Origin of the sequence: Streptomyces sp. MMG1121 (assembly GCF_001280015.1) — a bacterium.
Classification (GTDB): Bacteria; Actinomycetota; Actinomycetes; order Streptomycetales; family Streptomycetaceae; genus Streptomyces.
The window spans coordinates 175889-194693 of sequence record NZ_LGDV01000118.1 but is presented as its reverse complement, the minus strand read 5'-3'; the positions used below and the strand labels follow the sequence as shown (position 1 = coordinate 194693).

The window sequence follows — 18805 nt, the reverse complement described above, 5'->3', positions numbered from 1 at the left end:
CCCGTGTGGCCCCCCGCTCCGCGGCCGAGGAAGACTTGTGCGGGCCCCCGCTTTCCGGTCGGGTGGGGCCGGGTGGGCGGGTGCGAAAAGATGCCGCGTAGCGGCGACGAATCCTGTTCGGTGTAGCGTGCGTATCTCAGCCATAACGCAGAATGGATGGCAGAGGTGCGCCCGAGCGCGCGGATGCAGACGTCGATGCGGTCCCCCGGTCCGCTCCGTTGGCCAACCCGCCGGAGGCAGCCGCACTCGTGAGACGGCGTAGGAGAGAAGCGATACCTGTGAGCGCAGCGACCACGCGAAGCCGCACCCCCGACCGTCTGTGCGCGGAGGCCGTCGACCTCGCCCGCGCCGCCGCTGAGGAGGCCGCCGCACCCGGCGTGGTCGGCGAGCACGCCGGCGTGGTGTCCGAGGGCGACCGCGTTGTCACGCACTTCTTCGAGTGCAAGGAGCTGGGCTACCGCGGCTGGCGCTGGGCGGTGACGGTGGCCCGCGCCTCCCGAGCCAAGGTCGTCACCCTCGACGAGGTGGTCCTCCTGCCCGGCCGCGACGCACTCCTCGCCCCCGAGTGGGTCCCGTGGAGCGAGCGCCTGCGCCCCGGCGACCTGGGCCCCGGCGATCTGCTGCCCACGGACCAGGAGGACCTGCGCCTGGAGCCCGGCTACACGACCGAGGAGCAGCCGCCGCCCAGTTCGGCGGTGAGCGAGGAGATGGCGCAGCTGGCCGAGGCGGAGGACGCCGACGTCACCCCCGGCGCCCCGGCCGTCCAGCCCACGATCCCGTCCCGGGGTTCGATCGCCGCGGTCGCCGAGGAGCTGGGCCTGCGCCGCGCCCGGGTCCTGTCCCGCTACGGCCTGCACATCGCGGCCGACCGCTGGGAGGAGTCCTTCGGCCCGAAGACCCCGATGGCCCAGGCGGCCCCGGCCACCTGTGTGACCTGTGGCTTCCTCTCTCCGATCGGCGGCTCGCTGGGCCAGGCCTTCGGCGTGTGCGCCAACGAGTTCTCCCCGGCCGACGGCCGGGTGGTCTCTCTCGCCTACGGCTGCGGCGGCCATTCCGAGGCCGCGGTCATGCCGAAGCCCCCGCAGCCGGCCCCGCCGGTCGTCGACGAGACGAAGGTCGACGCCTTCCCCCTCCGCCCGGCCCGCGACTCGGGCTCGGTCCCGGAACCGGCCGACGAGGAGACGGCGGAACTGGGTCACTCGTAGCGGTACCGGATGCGGCGAGCCGCCTGCGGTCCGGCGGGCGGCCCGGAAGTCCGGACAGGTGACCCCAGCGGACCGCCGGGCCGCCGGTTCGGGTGGTTGTCGGCGGGTGGGCCGGGACGCGGCGTACGGGGACGCGGAGCGGCCAACAGGCCGCCGCGTCGGCTCCCGTGGTCCCTTGACGTGATGCCCCGCCAGCTGCCCGGCCACCACCCCGCTGACCGCACCCTTCCCCGCCCGCGCTGTACCTTCGTCCTCACGTAGACGAGGGAGTGAACGTGAGCAGCAAGTACGTGCGGCCGGCCGCTGAAGGGGCCGATCCGTTCGGGACGGCCCGGCTGCGGCGCGGTGTGCTCGACGCCTGGGCCACCAGCCCCGCCCGGTTCCGGGAGGACGCCAACGCCGAGGAGGATCTGGTCCTGGGCGGATACCGGGACCGGCTCGTCATCGAACTGGCGCAGAACGCCGCCGACGCCGCCGCGCGGGCGCACGTGCCGGGGCGGCTGCGGCTCACTCTCCGGGACGGGGTCCTCGTCGCCGCCAACACCGGTGCCCCGCTGGACGCGACGGGCGTCGAGTCGCTGTCCACGCTGCGGGCCTCCGCCAAGCGGGACACCGAGGGCGTCCAGGGCGCCGTCGGACGGTTCGGGGTCGGCTTCGCCGCCGTCATCGCCGTCACCGACGAGCCCGCGATCGTCGGACGGCACGGCGGGGTGCGCTGGTCGCTCGCCGAGGCACGGGAGCTGGCCGGTGACACCGCCCGGCACAGCCCGGGACTCGGGGACGAAGTACGGCGCCGGGACGGGCACGTGCCGCTGCTCCGGCTGCCGTTCGCCGCCGAGGGCACCGCTCCGGAGCCGTACGACACCGCCGTCATCCTGCCCCTGCGGGACACGGCCGCCGCCGATCTCGCCGAGCGGCTGCTGGAGACCGTCGACGACGCGCTGCTCCTCGCCCTGCCCGGGCTCGAGGAGGTCGTGATCGAGGTGGACGGCGGCGCGCCCCGCACACTGCGCCGTCGCGGCGACGGCGCCGTCACCGTCGTGGAGGACTCGCGGGAGGGGAGCACACGGTGGCGTACCGCCTCCGCGCACGGGCCGCTCTCCGCCGACCTGCTCGCCGACCGGCCCGTCGAAGAGCGGCTGCGGCCGCACTGGTCCGTCACCTGGGCCGTCCCCGAGGACGAGGCCGGGCGTCCGCTGCGGCCCCGGACCGCGTCCGTCGTGCACGCGCCCACCCCCAGTGACGAGCCCCTCGGTGTCCCGGCGCTCCTCATCGCCTCCTTCCCCCTCGACACCACCCGCCGGCACGCGGCCCCTGGCCCCCTCACCGACTTCCTGGTGCTGCGCGCGGCCGACGCGTACGCCGAACTCCTCGCCGGCTGGCGGCCGGTGACGGAGGAAATCATCGACCTCGTGCCCGGGCCGCTGGGCAGGGGGGAGCTGGACGGCGCGCTGCGGCAGGCGGTGCTGGAGCGGCTGCCGCGGATCGCCTTCCTGCCGCCGGCCGTCCGGGCGGGGGAGGACGACGAGCTGCCCGAGGTGCTGCGGCCCCGGGACGCGGAGATCGTGGAGGGCGCCGGGGCGCAGACCGTCCGGGTGCTCGCCGAGGTGCTGCCCACCCTGCTGCCCGCCGGTCTGGAACGCCGGGCCGAACTGCGCGGCCTCGGCGTCGCCCGGCTCTCGCTCGCCGACGCCGTCGACCGGCTCGCCGGGCTGGAGAAGGACCCCGACTGGTGGTGGCGGCTCTACGACAGCCTCGCCGGGGTCGATCCGGACCGGCTGTCGGGGCTGCCGGTGCCGCTCGCCGACGGGCGGAGCACGATCGGGCCCCGGCAGGTGCTGCTGCCCACCCCGGACGGCGCGCTGATCGACCCGGACGTCCTTGGCCGGCTCGGGCTGAAGGTCGCCCACGAGAGCGCGGCGCACCCGCTGCTGGAGAAGCTGGGCGCGCTGCCCGCCACCTCGCGCGCGGTGCTGACGACCCCGCAGGTGCGGGCCGCCGTCGCCGCTTCGCTGGACGACGAGGGGATCGGGTGGGAGGAGGACGCGCCGGACGCCGAGGAGCTGGCCGAGACCGTTCTCGCCCTGGTGCGCGACGCGGGCCTGGAGCCCGGTGACGAGCCCTGGCTGGGCGCGCTCGCCCTGCCCGACGAGGACGGGGAGCTGGCGCCCGCCGGCGAACTGGTCCTTCCCGGCAGCCCGTTCGCCCGGGTGATCCGTGACGGAGAACTGGCCACCGTGGAGCGCGAGTTGGCCGACAAGTGGGGCGAACAGCCGCTGACCGCGTGCGGGGTGCTCGCCGACTTCGCGCTGGTCCGCGCCACCGACGTCGTCCTCGACCCCGACGAACTGGAGCCCCGGGAGGGCGACTTCGCCGAGCCGGACGACGCCGGGCTGCTCGACTCCGTCGACGTGTGGTGCGAGGACATCCTCGACCGCTTCCCGGACAGTCCCGTACCCCCGGTCGCCACCGAGCTGGTCGCCGTGCGCGACCTGGACCTGGTGGACGACGAGCACTGGCCCGAGGCGCTCATGCTGCTCGCGCGCCCGCCGCTGAGGGACGCCCTCACCCAGCCGGTCCGCATCCTGCTGCCCGACGGCACGCACGAGGTCGTACGGTCGTACACCGCGTGGTGGCTGCGGGGGCACCCCGTGCTCGACGGGCGCCGGCCCGCCGGGCTCCTCGCGGCCGGCGGCGATCCGCTGCTGCACGGCCTGTACGACGAGGCCGACGCGACCGGGTTCGAGGACGAGCAGGTGCTGCGGGCCCTGGGGGTGCGCACCTCCGTGGCCGCCCTGCTGGACGAGCCCGGCGGCGCCGCCGAACTGCTGGACCGGCTGGCCGATCCCGGCCGGACCCTCACCCCGGGCCAACTGCACGGCCTGTACGGTGCGTTGGCGGACATGGACCCCGATCAGGTGACCCTGCCGGACGAGGTGCGGGCCGTGGTCGACGGGAGGGCGGCGGTGGTGGACGCCGCCGAGGCCGTCGTGGTCGACTCGCCCGACCTGCTGCCCTTCACCTCCGGGGTACCGCTGCTGCCGGTACGGCCGGCCCGGGCGGCGGAGCTGGCGGAGCTGTTCCAGGTACGGCGGCTGAGCGAGTCCGTCACCGGCGAGGTGCACTCCGAGGGGACCGAGCACGACGTACCGGAGCCGGTGGGGGTGCTGCTCGGGCCGCGTACGCCGGCGACGTACGTCGAGCACGAGGAACTGGTCGTGGACGGCGTGGAGATCGACTGGCGGCTCACCGACGACGGGGTGCTGCACGCGGCCACGCTGGAAGGGGTCGCGGCCGGTCTCGCCTGGGCGGCGGGCCAGTGGCCCCGGCGCTTCGAGGTGGCGGCCCTGCTGGAGGACCCGTCACGGACGGAGGAGCTGGCGCGGGACCGCTGGTTCGACTGAGCGCCCCCGGGACACGGCCGGCATCGCCTGTTCATGGCCTACACCATGAACAGGCAATGCCCGTCCCAAATCTGGCCGGAAATCGTCCTTGCCGTACAACCAGCCCCAGGGGTCGTGGATCTGATCGCGTGAGTCAACCGACTCCACGATCACTTCTCCCTCCTAGGGAACGCACATGCGCATACGCGCCACCGTGGCCGCCGTCTCCGGCGCCCTGGCCCTGTCCGCCCTCGCAGTCCCGGCCGCGCAGGCCGCCGCCGACTCGGGCACGCCGTACACGCTGAACGCGAGCTTCTCCCACCTCTCGATCGCCAAGGCGGTCAAGGTGGGCTCCACCAACGAGGTCAGCGTCTCGTACTCGTACACGCTGACGCATGGCACCAACGTGAACATCGCCGCGAAGGACTTCATCACGGACGCCTTCCTCTACCACGGCTCCTACACCGACTCGGCGCCCGAGCTGTACGGCGACAACCCGGCGACCTGCAAGGCCGTGACGTCGACGACGGCCACCTGCACGGGCTCCATCAACATCTACCCGTCCGACGGCGACCTGAAGAACACCTGGGCCGGCGGCTGGAGCGTGGCCGCCGAGGCCGTCGCCCTCAACGGCCAGAACGAGAGCAACCCCGACCTGGGCAAGGTCGGCTACAAGGACCAGAGTGGTCTGGCCACCACCCTCGTCCAGCGCAATTCCGCACTGACGGCCGACGCCACCCCGGAGCCGGTGAAGAAGGGCAGGACCATCACCGTCACCGGCAAGCTGACCCGCGCCGACTGGGAGCGCCACACCTACAACACCTTCGGCGGCCAGTCCGTCCAGCTCCAGTTCCGCAAGGCGGGCACCTCCACCTACACCACGGTGAAGACGGTCACCTCCGCCTCCACCGGCGTCCTGAAGACCACGGTCACGGCCGGCTCCGACGGCTACTACCGCTACAGCTTCGGGGGCGTCTCGACGACCCCGGCGGTCAGCTCGGCGGGCGACTACGTGGACGTGCAGTAGCCCTCGCCCGGTCCACCCGCGCCTAGTCGGGGAAACGGCGGTCGACCCATTTCCACAGGAACTCCAGGGCGGCCGCCGCCACCACCGCGATACCGACGGCGGCCCAGGGCATCGTGACGCCGACCAGTTTCAGGGCGAAGAAGCCCTGTAGTGCCGGGACGGCCAGGACCAGCAGGAACGCCACGCCCATGGCGGCCACCAGGGTCACCCGCCACCAGGTGTAGGGGCGGGCGACGATCGCCAGGATCCACATGGAGATCAGGAACAGGGTCAGCGTGGCCGCACTGGTCTGCGCGTTCAACTGGCCGTGTCCGGTGTAGTAGTGACGGGCCATCAGATACGTCACGAAGGTCGCTGTACCGGCCACCACGCCGCCCGGGATCGAGTAGCGCATCACCCGCCGTACGAAGTGCGGTTTCGCCCGCTCCTTGTTGGGGGCCAGGGCCAGGAAGAAGGCCGGGACGCCGATGGTGAGGGTGGACAGGAGGGTCAAGTGCCGGGGCAGGAAGGGGTATTCGACCTGTGAGCACACCACCAGCACCGCCAGCAGCACCGAGTAGACGGTCTTCACCAGGAACAGCGTCGCCACGCGCGTGATGTTGCCGATCACCCGGCGGCCCTCGCCGACCACCGACGGCAGGCTCGAGAAGCTGTTGTCCAGCAGCACGATCTGCGCCACCGCCCGCGTCGCCTCCGAGCCCGAGCCCATGGCGACGCCGATGTCGGCGTCCTTCAGCGCGAGCACGTCGTTCACGCCGTCGCCGGTCATCGCGACCGTGTGCCCCCGGGACTGGAGCGCGCCCACCATGTCCCGCTTCTGCTGCGGGGTGACCCGCCCGAAGACGGTTCCCTCGTCCAGCGCGTCCGCCATCCCCGCCGGGTCGGCGGGCAGCCGCCGCGCGTCCACCGTCGTCCCCTCCAGGCCCAGCTTGGCCGCGACCGCGCCGACCGACACCGCGTTGTCCCCGGAGATGACCTTGGCGCGGACGTCCTGGTCCGCGAAGTAGCGCAGGGTGTCGGCGGCGTCCGGCCGCAGCCGCTGCTCCAGGACGACCAGGGCGGTGGGGCGGGCGCCGTGGGCCGGCTCGGTGTCGTCCAGTTCGCGGCTCGCGCGGGCCAGCAGCAGCACGCGCAGCCCCTGCTCGTTGAGCCGCCCGGTGTCGGCCAGGGCCGGGTCCCCGTCGGCGAGCAGCACGTCCGGGGCGCCCAGCAGCCAGGTGCTGGTCTCGCCGTCGCCCTCGCTGAACGCGGCCCCGCTGTACTTGCGGGCCGAGGAGAACGGCAGCGACTCCACACAGCGCCAGTCTTCGCTGTCGGGGTAGGCGTCGATGATCGCCTGGAGGGAGGCGTTGGGGCGCGGATCGGACTCGCCGAGCGCGCCGAGGACCTTGCGGACGTAACCGTCGTCGGCGCCGTCCAGCATCCGCAGCTCGGTGACGTCCATGCCGCCCTCGGTGAGCGTGCCGGTCTTGTCCAGACAGACGGTGTCGATGCGGGCCAGCCCCTCGATCGCGGGCAGCTCCTGCACCAGACACTGTTTGCGGCCCAGCCGGATGACGCCGATCGCGAAGGCGACGGAGGTGAGCAGCACCAGCCCCTCGGGGACCATCGGGACGATGCCGCCGACCGTGCGGGCGACGGCGTCCTTGAAGTCGTTGCTCTTGACCACGAGCTGGGTGACGACCAGGCCGATCGCGGCCGGGACCATCATCCAGGTGACGTACTTGAGGATCGTGGAGATGCCGGTGCGCAGCTCGGAGTGGACCAGCGTGAAGCGCGAGGCCTCCTCGGCGAGCTGGGCGGCGTAGGCCTCGCGGCCGACCTTGGTGGCCTTGAAGGCGCCGCCGCCCGCGACCACGAAGCTGCCGGACATGACCGGGTCGCCGGGCCGTTTGACGACCGGGTCGGCCTCGCCGGTGAGCAGTGACTCGTCGATCTCCAGACCGTCGGCCTCCGCGCACGCCCCGTCCACGACGATCTTGTCCCCGGGACCGATCTCGATCAGGTCGTCGAGCACGATCTCGTGGGTGGCGACCTCGACGGCCGTCCCGTCCCTGCGGACGGTCGGCCGGGCCTCACCGATCACCGCGAGCGAGTCGAGGGTCTGCTTGGCCCGCCACTCCTGGACGATGCCGATGCCGGTGTTGGCGAGGATCACGAAGCCGAACAGGCTGTCCTGGATCGGCGCGACGAACAGCATGATCAGCCAGAGCACGCCGATGATCGCGTTGAACCGGGTGAAGACGTTCGCCCGGACGATCTCCCCGAGCGACCGGCTGCTGCGCACGGGGACGTCGTTGACCTGCCCACGCTGGATGCGCTGCGCGACTTCGGCACCGGTCAGCCCGGCCGAGGGGCTCTCGGGCAGGGCCACGGGGTGAACGGGGTCGAGTTCAGAGCCCGCGTCTATGTGGGTCATGTATCCGACGGTACGTGCGGATTTACCTGTTTACCTGCCGAGCAGAGCCGATGTCCGACCTGGGGAGGAGGCGATTCGTGCGCTGGTCGTACGGCGGCGGCTAGTTCGCCGTCGCCGCCTTCAGCGCCGCGTCCCGCTTGATCGCCGCGTCGCGCTTGCGGACGTACCAGATGCCGAGCAGTCCGAGTGCGCCCCCGGCCAGACAGGTCCACAGCCACCACAGATGGCCGTGGTCGTCGAACCAGCCGTAGAAGGGCAGCTGGACGAGGAAGAGGACGAACCACACGATCGTGCCGCCGGTGATGGTGGCGACCACGGGGCCCTCCAGGGGCTCCGGCGCCTCGTGCTTCGGGGTCCACTTGGTCATGGGGACAGCTTACGAGGCGTCCGGACGGCCGAACGGTCTACGCGCGGAGATAGCGATCTGTCACTCATACCTTCATACTGAAACCGTTTGTCTTTGGCCACTTCTGCTCGTATGAAACTCCAACGGGGCTCGGGGGAACCCCGTCGGTGATGAGGTCTCGCATGTCCACCTCGGCACCCGCCAAGGCCCCCACCCCCGAGAAGCCGGGCGGTGCGTCCGCCGGTGCGCTCGACCGCTACTTCAAGATCTCCGAGCGCGGCAGCTCGGTCGTCCGCGAGGTACGGGGCGGTTTGGCCACCTTCTTTGCGATGGCGTACATCATCGTGCTGAATCCGATCATCCTCGGCAGCGCGAAGGACATGTACGGGCATCACCTGGACAACGGCCAGCTGGTGACCGCGACCGCGCTGACGGCCGCGTTCACCACGCTGCTCATGGGCGTCATCGGCAACGTGCCGATCGCGCTCGCCGCCGGACTCGGCGTGAACTCGGTCGTCGCCCTCCAGCTGGCGCCCCGGATGTCCTGGCCGGACGCGATGGGCATGGTCGTGCTGGCCGGCTTCGTGGTCATGCTGCTGGTCGCCACGGGTCTGCGCGAGCGCGTGATGAACGCCGTGCCCTTCGGGCTGCGCAAGGCGATCTCGATCGGTATCGGCCTGTTCATCATGCTGATCGGCCTCGTCGACTCCGGGTTCGTCACGCGCATGCCGGACGCCGCCCAGACCACCGTCCCGCTCCAGCTCGGCACGGGCGGCCATCTGCACGGCTGGCCGGTGCTGGTCTTCATCCTCGGCGTGCTGCTCACCTTCGCGCTGATCGTCCGCAAGACGCCGGGCGCGATCCTGATCTCGATCGTCGGCATGACCGTCCTCGCGGTGATCGTCAACGCCGTCACCACCATCCCCTCCTGGGGCCTGACGGTCCCGAAGTGGCCGGGCAACCCGGTCGCCACCCCCGACTTCGGCCTGGTCGGCAAGGTCAGCCTGTTCGGCGGCTTCTCCAAGGTCGGCGTGCTGACCGGCATCCTCTTCGTCTTCACGGTCCTGCTGTCGTGCTTCTTCGACGCGATGGGCACGATCATGGGCATCAGCGACGAGGCCAAGCTGACCGACGCCCAGGGCTATATGCCCGGCATCAACAAGGTCCTCTTCGTCGACGGCCTCGCGGTCGCGGCGGGCGGCGCCAGTTCCGCCTCGGCCACCACGGCGTTCGTGGAGTCCACGGCCGGTGTCGGCGAGGGTGCCCGGACGGGCCTCGCGAACGTCGTCACGGGCGGCCTGTTCACCCTCGCGCTGTTCCTCACCCCGATCGCCACGATGGTCCCCTCCCAGGCGGCCACCCCGGCGCTGATCGCGGTCGGCTTCCTGATCCTGTCGAACTCCGTCAAGGAGATCGACTGGGCCGACTACACCATCGCGATCCCGGCCTTCGTGACGATGCTGATGATGCCGTTCACCTACTCGATCACCAACGGCATCGGCATGGGCTTCATCACCTTCACGATCCTGCGCCTGGCCGCCGGCCGGGCCCGGGAGATCCCGCCGCCCATGTACCTCGTCTCGGCGGTCTTCGCGTTCTACTACCTGATGCCGGCCCTGGGCCTGCTCTGATCGGCCGGGGTCAGGTGACCCCGTAGAACCTCTCCGTCTCCTCGACGGCGGTCTGGAACCGCTCGTCGAAGTCGTCCCGGATGAGCGTGCGGACCACATAGTCCTGCACGCTCATTCCTCTTTTCGCCGCGTGGTGCCGGAGCCTTTCGAGCAGCTCCCCGTCTATCCGCAGGCTGAGCACACTGGTCCCCATGTGTACGAGGGTCGCCACATCCGGGTGCCCGGTGCGTCACTTTCCGGAATTGACTCACTCATACGGGTGACCGAGGGGTTCAGTGGCCAGGGTCACGGGCATCGGATCCGTGCCGCGGTGGTCCTTAGAGAGAGTAATGAGTTACCCTAAAGACATGCCGGACCTGGACCTCACCCATGGCGACGACGCTGCCGCCGTGAACTCCCTCCGCTCGGCCGTGATGCGGCTGAGCCGTCGGCTCAAGCACCAGCGGGTCGACGAGTCGCTGAGCCCCACCGAGATGTCGGTGCTCGGCACCCTCTTCCGCTGCGGCTCGGCCACTCCGGGCGAACTGGCCCGCAAGGAGCACGTCCAGCCGCCGTCGATGACCCGCATCGTGGCGCTGCTCGAAGCCAAGGGACTGGTCCGGCTGGAGCCCCACCCCGAGGACCGTCGTCAGAAGGTCGTCACCCAGACCGAACAGGCCGAGGCGATGCTCGAGGAGAGCCGCCGCAAACGCAACGCGTTCCTGTCCGGCCTGGTCGAGGGCCTCGACGAGGACGAGTGGGCCAAGCTGCGCGCCGCCGCCCCCGTGCTGGAGAAGCTCGCACACCTGTAAGCCGCTGATACGAGGAGGCGACCGACTTTGAGTACGGGATCCGGAGCACCTTCCGCCCCCGCACCGACCGCACCTACGACCCCCGCCGCCCGCAAGTCCTCGATGTTCAGCTCGCTGAGGATCCGGAACTACCGCCTCTTCTTCGTCGGCCAGGTCGTTTCCAACACCGGTACCTGGATGCAGCGCATCGCCCAGGACTGGCTCGTGCTCAGCCTCACCGGCTCCTCCGCCGCCGTGGGCATCACGACGGCCCTCCAGTTCCTGCCGATGCTCCTCTTCGGCCTCTACGGCGGTGTCCTGGTCGATCGCCTCCCCAAGCGCCCCACGCTGCTGGTCACCCAGGCCTCGATGGCCCTGACGGGTCTGGCGCTCGCGTTCCTCACGCTCTCCGGCCACGTCCAGGTCTGGCACGTCTACCTGGCCGCGTTCGCGATGGGTCTCGCCACGGTGCTCGACAACCCGGCCCGGCAGTCCTTCGTCTCCGAGATGGTCGGCCCCGAGCAGCTGCAGAACGCGGTCAGCCTGAACTCGGCGAACTTCCAGTCCGCCCGGCTGATCGGCCCGGCCGTCGCCGGTCTCATGATCACCGGAGTGGGTACCGGCTGGGCGTTCCTCGCCAACGGCCTGTCGTTCGTCGCGCCCATCACCGGCCTGCTGCTGATGCGCGCCCGCGAACTGCACGTGGTCACGCGCGCCCCGCGCGGCAAGGGCCAGCTGCGGGAGGGCCTGCAGTACGTGGCCGGCCGTCCGGAGCTGATCTGGCCGATCGTGCTGGTCGGCTTCATCGGCACCTTCGGCTTCAACTTCCCGGTGTGGCTCTCGGCCTACGCCGAGCACATCTTCCACGCGGGTGCCGGCGGCTACAGCCTCTTCAACACCCTGATGGCCGTCGGCTCGCTGGTCGGCGCCCTGCTGGCCGCCCGGCGCGGCACGGCCCGGCTGCGCGTCCTGATCGCCGCCGCGGTGGCCTTCGGCGCGCTGGAGGTCGTGGCCGCGCTGGCACCGTCGTACTGGCTGTTCGCGCTGCTCCTGGTCCCGATCGGGATCTTCGGCCTGACGGTGAACGTCACGGCGAACACCGCGGTCCAGATGGCCACCGATCCGGCCATGCGCGGCCGGGTGATGGCCCTGTTCATGATGGTGTTCGTGGGCGGTACGCCGCTGGGCGCGCCGGTCGTCGGCTGGATCACCGACACCTACGGCGCCCGCGTCGGCTTCGCCCTCGGCGGCGTCATCTCGGCCGGGGCCGCCGCGACCATCGGCCTGGTCCTGGCCCGCATCGGCGGCCTGCGCCTGACGCTGCGCTGGAACCACGGCCACCCGCGGGTCCGCTTCGTCCCGAGGGAACGGGGGGAACTGACGACGGCGGCGTAGGCGCTCCGGGCCCGGTCGGCTGCTACAGCACCCTCCGGGCCAGCACCTGCCCCGGCCAGTCGTTCTCGCCGTGGGTGTAGGCCTCGGTCGGGATGAAGCCGTTGGCCTCGTAGTACGCCACGAGCTTGCGGTCACCGCCCGCGTAGCAGTCCACGCGCAGCAGGGAGATCCCGGCCCGCCGGGTCTCCCCGGCCGCGTGGGCGAGCAGCGCGGCACCGGCGCCCAGCCCCTTGAAGCGGCGGTCCGAGGCGAGCCAGTGGATGTACCGCTCGGGCTCGCCGGGCGGCGGGAGATGCGACAGATAGGCGCCGGGCGCGTCGGTGAGGGTGAGAGCGGCGGCCGGCACCCCGTCGGCCTCGGCGATGTACGCACGGCCCTTCTCCATGGCCTGAAGGATCGTTTCCGCCACCCTCGGGTTCTCCGAGAGCGGTGCGCTTCCCCACTGACCGGTGCGCCCCTGTGAGACCAGCCACTCCACACTGCTGTCGAGCATGCGGAGTATCACGGGGATGTCGTCGGGTCCGCCCTCGCGGATGGTGATCGTCATGGGCCCATCATGCCGACCGGTGTCTGCGAAGGTGAAGACATGAGACTCTTCGCCGCGGTGCTCCCGCCGGAGCACGTCGTCCGTGAACTCGCCGCCGAGGTGGCCGGGTTGAAGAGGCTGCCCGGCGCGGAGAGGCTGCGCTGGACGGGCCGCCCCGGCTGGCACTTCACCCTCGCCTTCTACGGCGAGGTCGCCGACGACGTCGTACCCGCCCTGTCGGACCGCCTGTCCCGCGCCGCCCACCGCACCACGCCCTTCCGGCTCGCCGTCTCCGGCGGCGGCCAGTTCGGCCACGGCCGCGCACTGTGGGCGGGCGCCTGCGGCGACCTGGAAGTACTGCGCCTGCTGGCCGAGCGGACGGAGTCGGCGGCACGGAAGGCGGGCCTGCCCATGGAGGAGCACCGCCGCTACAAGGCGCACCTGACGCTGGCCCGCAGCCGGGACGGCTTCGACACCCACCCGTACGTCGACGCCCTGGCGGAGTTCACCAGCAGCGCCTGGACGGTGGCGGACCTGGCACTGGTGCGCAGCGAGCTGCCGCGGTCCGGGGTGAAGGGGGAGCAGCCGCGGTACGAGCCGGTCGGCCGCTGGGTCCTCGGCGGGGCCGGTTAGGCTCGATGCCGTGGACCCGAAGACGCGGAACCGGATCATGGCCGGTGTGCTTGTGCTGATGTTCGTGGTGGTGGCTGTGTCGGCGGCCGTCAGGTAGGGGCTGGGGAACTGCGGCTGGCCGGCTGACCGGCCGCGGGCCGTCGTGGCCGCCTCGCGCAGTTCCCCGTCGCCCCCTCACCCGTCGGAAGGCCCTTCACGCGGAGGAAGGCACTACCAGGCGAAGGCCTCCGGGGACGGACCCGGCCCCGGGAAGACCTCGTCCAGAGCGGCCAGCAGCTCCTCGCTCAGCTCCAGCTCGACAGCCCTGAGGGCGGAGTCCAGCTGCTCGGCGGTGCGCGGGCCGACGATCGGGCCGGTCACGCCGGGGCGGGTCAGCAGCCAGGCCAGGGCCGTCTCACCGGGCTCCAGACCGTGCTTGTCGACCAGGTCCTCGTACGCCTGGATCCGGGCGCGGGCGGCCGGGTCGCCCAGGGTGTCGGCGGCGCGCCCCGAGGCACGGCGGCCACCTTGCACCTCCTTCTTGATGACCCCGCCGAGCAGGCCCCCGTGCAGCGGCGACCAGGGGATGACCCCGAGCCCGTACTCCTCGGCCGCCGGGATGACCTCCATCTCGGCGCGGCGCTCGAAGAGGTTGTACAGGCACTGCTCGCTGACCAGCCCGATGGTGCCGCCGCGCCTGGCGGCGATCTCGTTGGCCTGGGCGATCTTGTAGCCGGGGAAGTTGGAGGAGCCGACGTAAAGGATCTTGCCCTGCTGGACGAGGGTGTCGATCGCCTGCCAGATCTCCTCGAAGGGGGTGGTCCGGTCGACGTGATGGAACTGGTAGAGGTCGATGTGATCGGTCTGCAGCCGCTTCAGGCTGGCGTCCACGGCGCGCCGGATGTTCAGCGCGGAGAGCTTGTCGTGGTTGGGCCAGGCCGGCTGCCCGTCGGGGGCCATGTTGGCGTAGACCTTGGTGGCGAGGACGACCTTGTCGCGCCGCTCGCCGCCCTTGGCGAACCAGTTGCCGATGATGCTCTCGGTCCGCCCCTTGTTGTCACCCCACCCGTACACATTGGCGGTGTCGAAGAAGTTGATGCCCGCGTCCAGCGCCGCGTCCATGATCGCGTGGCTGCCGGCCTCGTCGGTCTGCGGACCGAAGTTCATCGTCCCGAGCACGAGCCGACTGACCTTGAGTCCCGTACGTCCTAGCTGCGTGTACTTCATGGGTCCCCAGCCAACGGCTTGAAGTGCGCTCGAAGCAAGCGGGGTTGGGCTAGTCGCGGGGGAACTCGTCGGTCTTGAGGGTGAGGCCGACGACCGTGTTGCCGAGGTCCAGGTCGCTGCCGAAGGGGACCGTGGTCTCGATCTCGTAGTCGCCTTCCTTGGGCTGGGTGTAGATGTGGCACCGGCGCTGGTAGGGATCGGCGATGACGTAGACAGGGACTTCGGCGGTGGCGTAGGCGGTCTTCTTGGGGCCGTAGTCGTTGGCGGCGGTGCCCTTGGAGATGACCTCGGCAACAAACTCGACGTCTTCGTGGCGCCAGTGGCCGGCTTCCGTCTTCTCGGCCCCCTCGGCCCCCTCGGCCATCACCGTCACGTCCGTGGCGAAAGCGTTGAGGTGGCCCGGGTAGTCGATCCGGACGTCGGACTTCACCCGTTTCCGGGGGTACTTGGGCCGCAACTGCTCGACGATGTCCAGGATGATTTCCCAGTGGGTGTCCCGCTGCGGCGACATGTAGACGGTCCCCTCGACGATCTCGACCTTGTATCCCTCGGGGACGGGCATCTTCTCGAGCCGCTCGAACATCTCGTCCAGCGTGCTCTCGCTGTCGCTCTCGGCCATCGCGATCCTGTCTTCGAGGACGGTCATCGTGGCGCTCCTCCCCGGCTGCAACGTCGACGAGTGCAGCCGCGCGGTTCAACGATACGCACGGTGACCGGGAGACGCCGGGATCAGGTCAACCTGTTCCAGCCGCGTACGGCTGTCCGACTCCCCAGGCCTCGTACATCGCCCCCGCGAAGGCCCCCGCGATCCGGTGCTCCCCGCTCGCGTTGGGATGCGTCCCGTCGTAGGTGTCGGCGTCGAGGTCGTACGACTGCGGCGGCGATGCGAGCAGGATCGGCGAGCGCGGCTCGTCCAGGTCGGCCACCGCCTTCGCGAGCAGGACGTTGAACCGGTCCACCTGCTCGGCGAAGGGCGCGTCCGCGAGGGCGCGGATGTTCGGGATCACCGGGAGCAGGACCATGCAGATGCGCGGCTTCGCTTCCCGGGCGGCCGCGACGAAGGCCCGTACGTTCTCCGCCGTCTGCTCGGCGTTCGTGTAGAACCCCAGGTCGATCAGGCCGAGGGAGACCAGCAGCACGTCCGCGCGGTGCGCGCGCACCGCCTCGCCGATCAGCGGAGCCATGTGCAGCCAGCCCTCGCCCCAGCCCGCCAGGTGACGGCGGGGGAAGCCGGGTTCGGCGTACGCGTACGACGCCGGCGCGTCGGCCGTCTTGTCGTACAGCTCCTCCCGCGGGCCGACGAACGTGAACGGGCCCTCGTACGTCTCGCACAGATGCCGCCACAACCGGTAACGCCAGGTGTGCTCGCCCGCGCTCCCGATCGTCATGGAGTCACCTACGGGCATGAATCTGAGCATCCGCTCATGATGGACGATCACGCGTACCCATGGGGTGTGAGGCCCACCACGTCAGCCGAACGCCGAACACCCCAAGGCAATGGCAGGCTTGGGGCATGCGCCGATCGTTCTCCGTCCTCGCCGCAGCGCTGCTCACCGGGACACTGCTCACCGGTGCCTGCGCGCTGCCCGCGTCCGCCGCCGACGGCGCCGGCGCCGGTGACCAGGGGTTCACCTTCAAGGACCCGCGGATCACCGAGTCCAGCGGGCTCGCCGCCTCCCGCCGGCACCCGGGCATCTACTGGACGCACAACGACAGCGGCGACGGCCCCTACATCTACGCCGTGGACAGCCGCACCGGGAAGACGGTCGCCCGGATCACCCTGCGCGGCATCGGTTCCCCGCGCGACGTCGAGGCCATCTCCATGGGGCCGGACGACCAGATCTACGTCGGCGACATCGGCGACAACCTCGACGGCACGTGGCCGTACGTGTGGATCTACAAGCTGCCCGAGCCGAAGGTGCTCAAGGACCAGACGGTCACGGCGGCGCAGTACGTCGTGAAGTACGCGAACGGGCCGCGGAACGCCGAGTCACTGGTCGTCCACCCGAAGACCGGCCGCGTCTACATCATCGACAAGAAGGAAGACGGCGGGCACCTGTACGAGGGCCCGGCCACCCTCTCCACCTCCGGCGCGAACGTCTTCAAGCCCATCGCCACCGTCGACCTCTGGGCCACGGACGCCGCCTTCTCGCCGGACGGACGCCGGCTCGCCGTGCGCGGGTACTTCGGCGGGATCTACTACGACTGGAACGGCGGCCGGATCAAGCGCGAGGGCCGGCTCGACGTGCCGATGCAGGGGCAGGGCGAGGGCGTCACGTACTCCGCCGACGGGACCAAGCTGCTGTACAGCAGCGAGGGCGCCGACAGCGCGGTCGAGGCGAAGGACGCGCCCGGCCGGCCGGCGTCCACGTCCGACTCGCCGTCCGCCAAGGGCACTTCGGGACCGGACGGCGGGAGCTACAAGCTCGGTGCCGTCATCGTCGCCGCCGGGGCGGCCGTCCTCTTCGGGATGCGGCGGCTGCGGCGCAGGGGCTGAGCGGTCACCGGCCGCCGGGCTCGGCCCACTTCCCGGCGGGCGGCTCCTGCGCCACCGGCCGTACCTCGTAGTGCAGCGTCGACGTCCGCATCAGCTTGTGCGCGAGCGGCACCAACACGCCTTGCGTCAAAGGGTACTTGTGGCGCAGCAACTTCGACGCGTGCCGGTCCTCCGGGCTGCCGCGGTCCAGCAGCCGGGCCCGTGCGTGGATCTGCGGGCCGGTGGGGGCCCCGCGCACGGTGGAGGGGGCCAGCTCCACCTCGGGGTTGCCGCGGATGCGCTTGACCTTCCAGGTGCTGCCCGGCGTGCGGAAGTAGGCGTGGTCTCCCTCGACGGCGATGTTCACCGGGGTGCCGACACCGGTGCCGTCCCGCTTGTGGGTCGTGAGCAGGGCGGTGTACTGCCTGACGAACGGGGTGAGCGCGGGGCTCGTGCGCGAACTGGCCATGTCTCCATGGACGCACCGGTCCCGGTACTTGTCACGTCGGGCGCTCCCGGATCTCCGGTGCGGCGACATGGGGGAAGGGCGCCCGGCACCTGCGCCGGACACCCTTCACCGTCGTACGTGCGAGGTCAGAGCTTCTCGATCACGTAGTCGACGCACTTCGTCAGCGCCTCGACGTCCGCCGGGTCGATCGCCGGGAACATCGCGATGCGCAGCTGGTTGCGGCCGAGCTTGCGGTACGGCTCGGTGTCCACGACGCCGTTGGCGCGCAGCACCTTGGCGACGGCGGCCGCGTCGATCTCGTCGGAGAAGTCGATCGTGCCGATGACCTGCGAGCGCTTGGCCGGGTCGGTGACGAACGGGGTGGCGTACTTGGACTCCTCCGCCCAGGTGTACAGGCGGGTCGAGGAGTCCTTCGTGCGGGCCGTGGAGAAGGCGAGGCCGCCCTGGCCGTTGAGCCACTCCAGCTGCTCGCCCAGCAGGAACAGCGTGGCGAGGGCCGGGGTGTTGTACGTCTGGTTCTTGCGGGAGTTGTCGATCGCGGTCGGCAGCGAGAAGAACTCCGGGACGTGACGGCCGCTCGCGTGGATCCGCTCCGCGCGCTCGATCGCGGCCGGGGAGAAGACGCCGATCCACAGGCCGCCGTCGGAGGCGAAGGACTTCTGCGGGGCGAAGTAGTAGACGTCCGTCTCGGCGACGTCGACCGGGAGGCCGCCCGCGCCGGAGGTGGCGTCCACGAGGACGAGCGCGCCCTCGTCGGCGCCGGCCACGCGCTTGATCGGCATGGCGACACCGGTGGAGGTCTCGTTGTGGGTGAAGGCGTAGACGTCGACACCGGCCTCGGCCCGCGGCTCGGGGTGGGTGCCCGGGTCGGAGGCGATGACGGTGGGCTCGGCCAGCCAGGGGGCGAGCTTGGCGGCCTTGGCGAACTTGGACGAGAACTCGCCGAAGTTCAGGTGCTGCGACTTGTCGTCGATCAGACCGTGGGTGGCGATGTCCCAGAAGGCGGTCGAGCCGCCGTTGCCGAGGACGACCTCGTAGCCCTCCGGCAGGGAGAACAGCTCGGAGATGCCCTCGCGGACCTTACCGACCAGGTTCTTGACGGGCGCCTGGCGGTGGGAGGTGCCCAGCAGGGACGTACCGGTGGCGGCGAGGGCGTCCAGCGCCTCGGTGCGCACCTTGGAGGGGCCCGCGCCGAATCGTCCGTCGGCGGGCTTGATGTCAGCGGGAATCTGGATGTCGGCCACGAGTCGGAGGGTATCGGGTGGGCGAAACGGGACGGAACCATGTCCGTCCGATGAGACGAGGTCGCCGGCTCATGG

17 protein-coding genes are annotated in these 18805 nt (G+C 71.1%); 8 read left to right on the top strand and 9 right to left on the bottom strand.

Annotated features, from left to right (window positions below; all coding sequences use genetic code 11):
* The first annotated feature begins 278 nt into the window (after positions 1-278).
* The 3 genes from ADK64_RS11930 to ADK64_RS11920 all read left to right on the top strand — a co-directional run bounded on the left by ADK64_RS11930 (position 279) and on the right by ADK64_RS11920 (position 5615).
* Positions 279-1205, top strand: a complete 927-nt coding sequence (locus ADK64_RS11930) for a DUF3027 domain-containing protein (RefSeq protein WP_053657914.1) — start codon at positions 279-281, stop codon at positions 1203-1205.
* Positions 1206-1480: 275 nt separating this feature from the next.
* Positions 1481-4609, top strand: coding sequence for a sacsin N-terminal ATP-binding-like domain-containing protein (locus tag ADK64_RS11925; RefSeq protein WP_053657912.1), 3129 nt, complete (start codon positions 1481-1483; stop codon positions 4607-4609).
* Between the two features lie 175 nt (positions 4610-4784).
* Complete coding sequence (locus ADK64_RS11920; protein ID WP_053657910.1) at positions 4785-5615, top strand: hypothetical protein; 831 nt, start codon at positions 4785-4787, stop codon at positions 5613-5615.
* A gap of 22 nt (positions 5616-5637) precedes the next feature.
* On the opposite strand, the gene ADK64_RS11915 is transcribed toward ADK64_RS11920, so the two are convergent.
* Positions 5638-8034, bottom strand: coding sequence for an HAD-IC family P-type ATPase (locus ADK64_RS11915; protein WP_053657908.1), 2397 nt, complete (start codon positions 8032-8034; stop codon positions 5638-5640).
* A gap of 100 nt (positions 8035-8134) precedes the next feature.
* The gene (locus ADK64_RS11910; RefSeq protein ID WP_053657906.1) at positions 8135-8401 is read right to left on the bottom strand and encodes a DUF2530 domain-containing protein; all 267 of its coding nucleotides are present in this window, start codon (positions 8399-8401) and stop codon (positions 8135-8137) included.
* A 161-nt stretch (positions 8402-8562) separates the two neighbouring features.
* Between ADK64_RS11910 and ADK64_RS11905 the strand changes: the two genes are divergently transcribed.
* Positions 8563-10011, top strand: coding sequence for an NCS2 family permease (locus tag ADK64_RS11905; protein WP_053657904.1), 1449 nt, complete (start codon positions 8563-8565; stop codon positions 10009-10011).
* Positions 10012-10021: 10 nt separating this feature from the next.
* Here the strand turns inward: ADK64_RS11905 and ADK64_RS11900 are convergent, their stop codons facing one another.
* A complete protein-coding gene (locus ADK64_RS11900; RefSeq protein WP_053658239.1) occupies positions 10022-10204 on the bottom strand; it encodes a ribbon-helix-helix protein, CopG family in 183 nt (60 codons plus the stop codon).
* A gap of 154 nt (positions 10205-10358) precedes the next feature.
* Here ADK64_RS11900 and ADK64_RS11895 point away from each other — a divergent pair, with 154 nt between their 5' ends.
* Positions 10359-10802, top strand: coding sequence for a MarR family winged helix-turn-helix transcriptional regulator (locus ADK64_RS11895; protein WP_053657902.1), 444 nt, complete (start codon positions 10359-10361; stop codon positions 10800-10802).
* A 27-nt stretch (positions 10803-10829) separates the two neighbouring features.
* Positions 10830-12176, top strand: coding sequence for an MFS transporter (locus ADK64_RS11890; protein ID WP_107092965.1), 1347 nt, complete (start codon positions 10830-10832; stop codon positions 12174-12176).
* Between the two features lie 22 nt (positions 12177-12198).
* On the opposite strand, the gene ADK64_RS11885 is transcribed toward ADK64_RS11890, so the two are convergent.
* Positions 12199-12723 (bottom strand): GNAT family N-acetyltransferase, encoded by a 525-nt coding sequence (locus ADK64_RS11885; RefSeq protein WP_053657897.1) that lies wholly within the window; start codon positions 12721-12723, stop codon positions 12199-12201.
* Positions 12724-12762: 39 nt separating this feature from the next.
* Between ADK64_RS11885 and thpR the strand changes: the two genes are divergently transcribed.
* Positions 12763-13335: an RNA 2',3'-cyclic phosphodiesterase gene (gene thpR / locus ADK64_RS11880; protein WP_053657895.1), complete on the top strand. Its 573-nt coding sequence runs from the start codon at positions 12763-12765 to the stop codon at positions 13333-13335.
* Positions 13336-13545: 210 nt separating this feature from the next.
* Here the strand turns inward: thpR and ADK64_RS11875 are convergent, their stop codons facing one another.
* From ADK64_RS11875 to ADK64_RS11865, 3 genes are all read right to left on the bottom strand, one after another.
* Positions 13546-14541: an aldo/keto reductase gene (locus ADK64_RS11875; protein WP_053657894.1), complete on the bottom strand. Its 996-nt coding sequence runs from the start codon at positions 14539-14541 to the stop codon at positions 13546-13548.
* Positions 14542-14590: 49 nt separating this feature from the next.
* Positions 14591-15187 (bottom strand): Uma2 family endonuclease, encoded by a 597-nt coding sequence (locus tag ADK64_RS11870; protein ID WP_053657892.1) that lies wholly within the window; start codon positions 15185-15187, stop codon positions 14591-14593.
* An 88-nt stretch (positions 15188-15275) separates the two neighbouring features.
* Positions 15276-15959 carry an SGNH/GDSL hydrolase family protein gene (locus tag ADK64_RS11865; protein WP_053657890.1) on the bottom strand — a complete coding sequence of 228 codons (684 nt, stop codon included), beginning with the start codon at positions 15957-15959 and terminating at the stop codon, positions 15276-15278.
* Positions 15960-16054: 95 nt separating this feature from the next.
* On the opposite strand from ADK64_RS11865, the gene ADK64_RS11860 reads away from it, so the two are divergent.
* A complete protein-coding gene (locus ADK64_RS11860; protein WP_053657888.1) occupies positions 16055-17038 on the top strand; it encodes a hypothetical protein in 984 nt (327 codons plus the stop codon).
* Positions 17039-17042: 4 nt separating this feature from the next.
* Here the strand turns inward: ADK64_RS11860 and ADK64_RS11855 are convergent, their stop codons facing one another.
* Complete coding sequence (locus tag ADK64_RS11855) at positions 17043-17486, bottom strand: PPOX class F420-dependent oxidoreductase (protein WP_053657886.1); 444 nt, start codon at positions 17484-17486, stop codon at positions 17043-17045.
* Between the two features lie 125 nt (positions 17487-17611).
* Complete coding sequence (serC, locus tag ADK64_RS11850) at positions 17612-18730, bottom strand: phosphoserine transaminase (RefSeq protein WP_053657884.1); 1119 nt, start codon at positions 18728-18730, stop codon at positions 17612-17614.
* Between the last annotated feature and the right edge of the window lie 75 nt (positions 18731-18805).

Excerpts from the sequence above, each read along its gene's own strand:
- ADK64_RS11920 (WP_053657910.1), top strand. The coding sequence starts at position 4,785 with ATGCGCATACGCGCCACCGTGGCCGCCGTCTCCGGCGCCCTGGCCCTG.
- ADK64_RS11915 (WP_053657908.1), bottom strand. The coding sequence starts at position 8,034 with ATGACCCACATAGACGCGGGCTCTGAACTCGACCCCGTTCACCCCGTG.
- ADK64_RS11910 (WP_053657906.1), bottom strand. The coding sequence starts at position 8,401 with ATGACCAAGTGGACCCCGAAGCACGAGGCGCCGGAGCCCCTGGAGGGC.
- ADK64_RS11905 (WP_053657904.1), top strand. The coding sequence starts at position 8,563 with ATGTCCACCTCGGCACCCGCCAAGGCCCCCACCCCCGAGAAGCCGGGC.
- ADK64_RS11900 (WP_053658239.1), bottom strand. The coding sequence starts at position 10,204 with ATGGGGACCAGTGTGCTCAGCCTGCGGATAGACGGGGAGCTGCTCGAA.
- ADK64_RS11895 (WP_053657902.1), top strand. The coding sequence starts at position 10,359 with ATGCCGGACCTGGACCTCACCCATGGCGACGACGCTGCCGCCGTGAAC.
- ADK64_RS11885 (WP_053657897.1), bottom strand. The coding sequence starts at position 12,723 with ATGACGATCACCATCCGCGAGGGCGGACCCGACGACATCCCCGTGATA.
- thpR (WP_053657895.1), top strand. The coding sequence starts at position 12,763 with ATGAGACTCTTCGCCGCGGTGCTCCCGCCGGAGCACGTCGTCCGTGAA.
- ADK64_RS11875 (WP_053657894.1), bottom strand. The coding sequence starts at position 14,541 with ATGAAGTACACGCAGCTAGGACGTACGGGACTCAAGGTCAGTCGGCTC.
- ADK64_RS11870 (WP_053657892.1), bottom strand. The coding sequence starts at position 15,187 with ATGACCGTCCTCGAAGACAGGATCGCGATGGCCGAGAGCGACAGCGAG.
- ADK64_RS11865 (WP_053657890.1), bottom strand. The coding sequence starts at position 15,959 with ATGCTCAGATTCATGCCCGTAGGTGACTCCATGACGATCGGGAGCGCG.
- ADK64_RS11860 (WP_053657888.1), top strand. The coding sequence starts at position 16,055 with ATGCGCCGATCGTTCTCCGTCCTCGCCGCAGCGCTGCTCACCGGGACA.
- ADK64_RS11855 (WP_053657886.1), bottom strand. The coding sequence starts at position 17,486 with ATGGCCAGTTCGCGCACGAGCCCCGCGCTCACCCCGTTCGTCAGGCAG.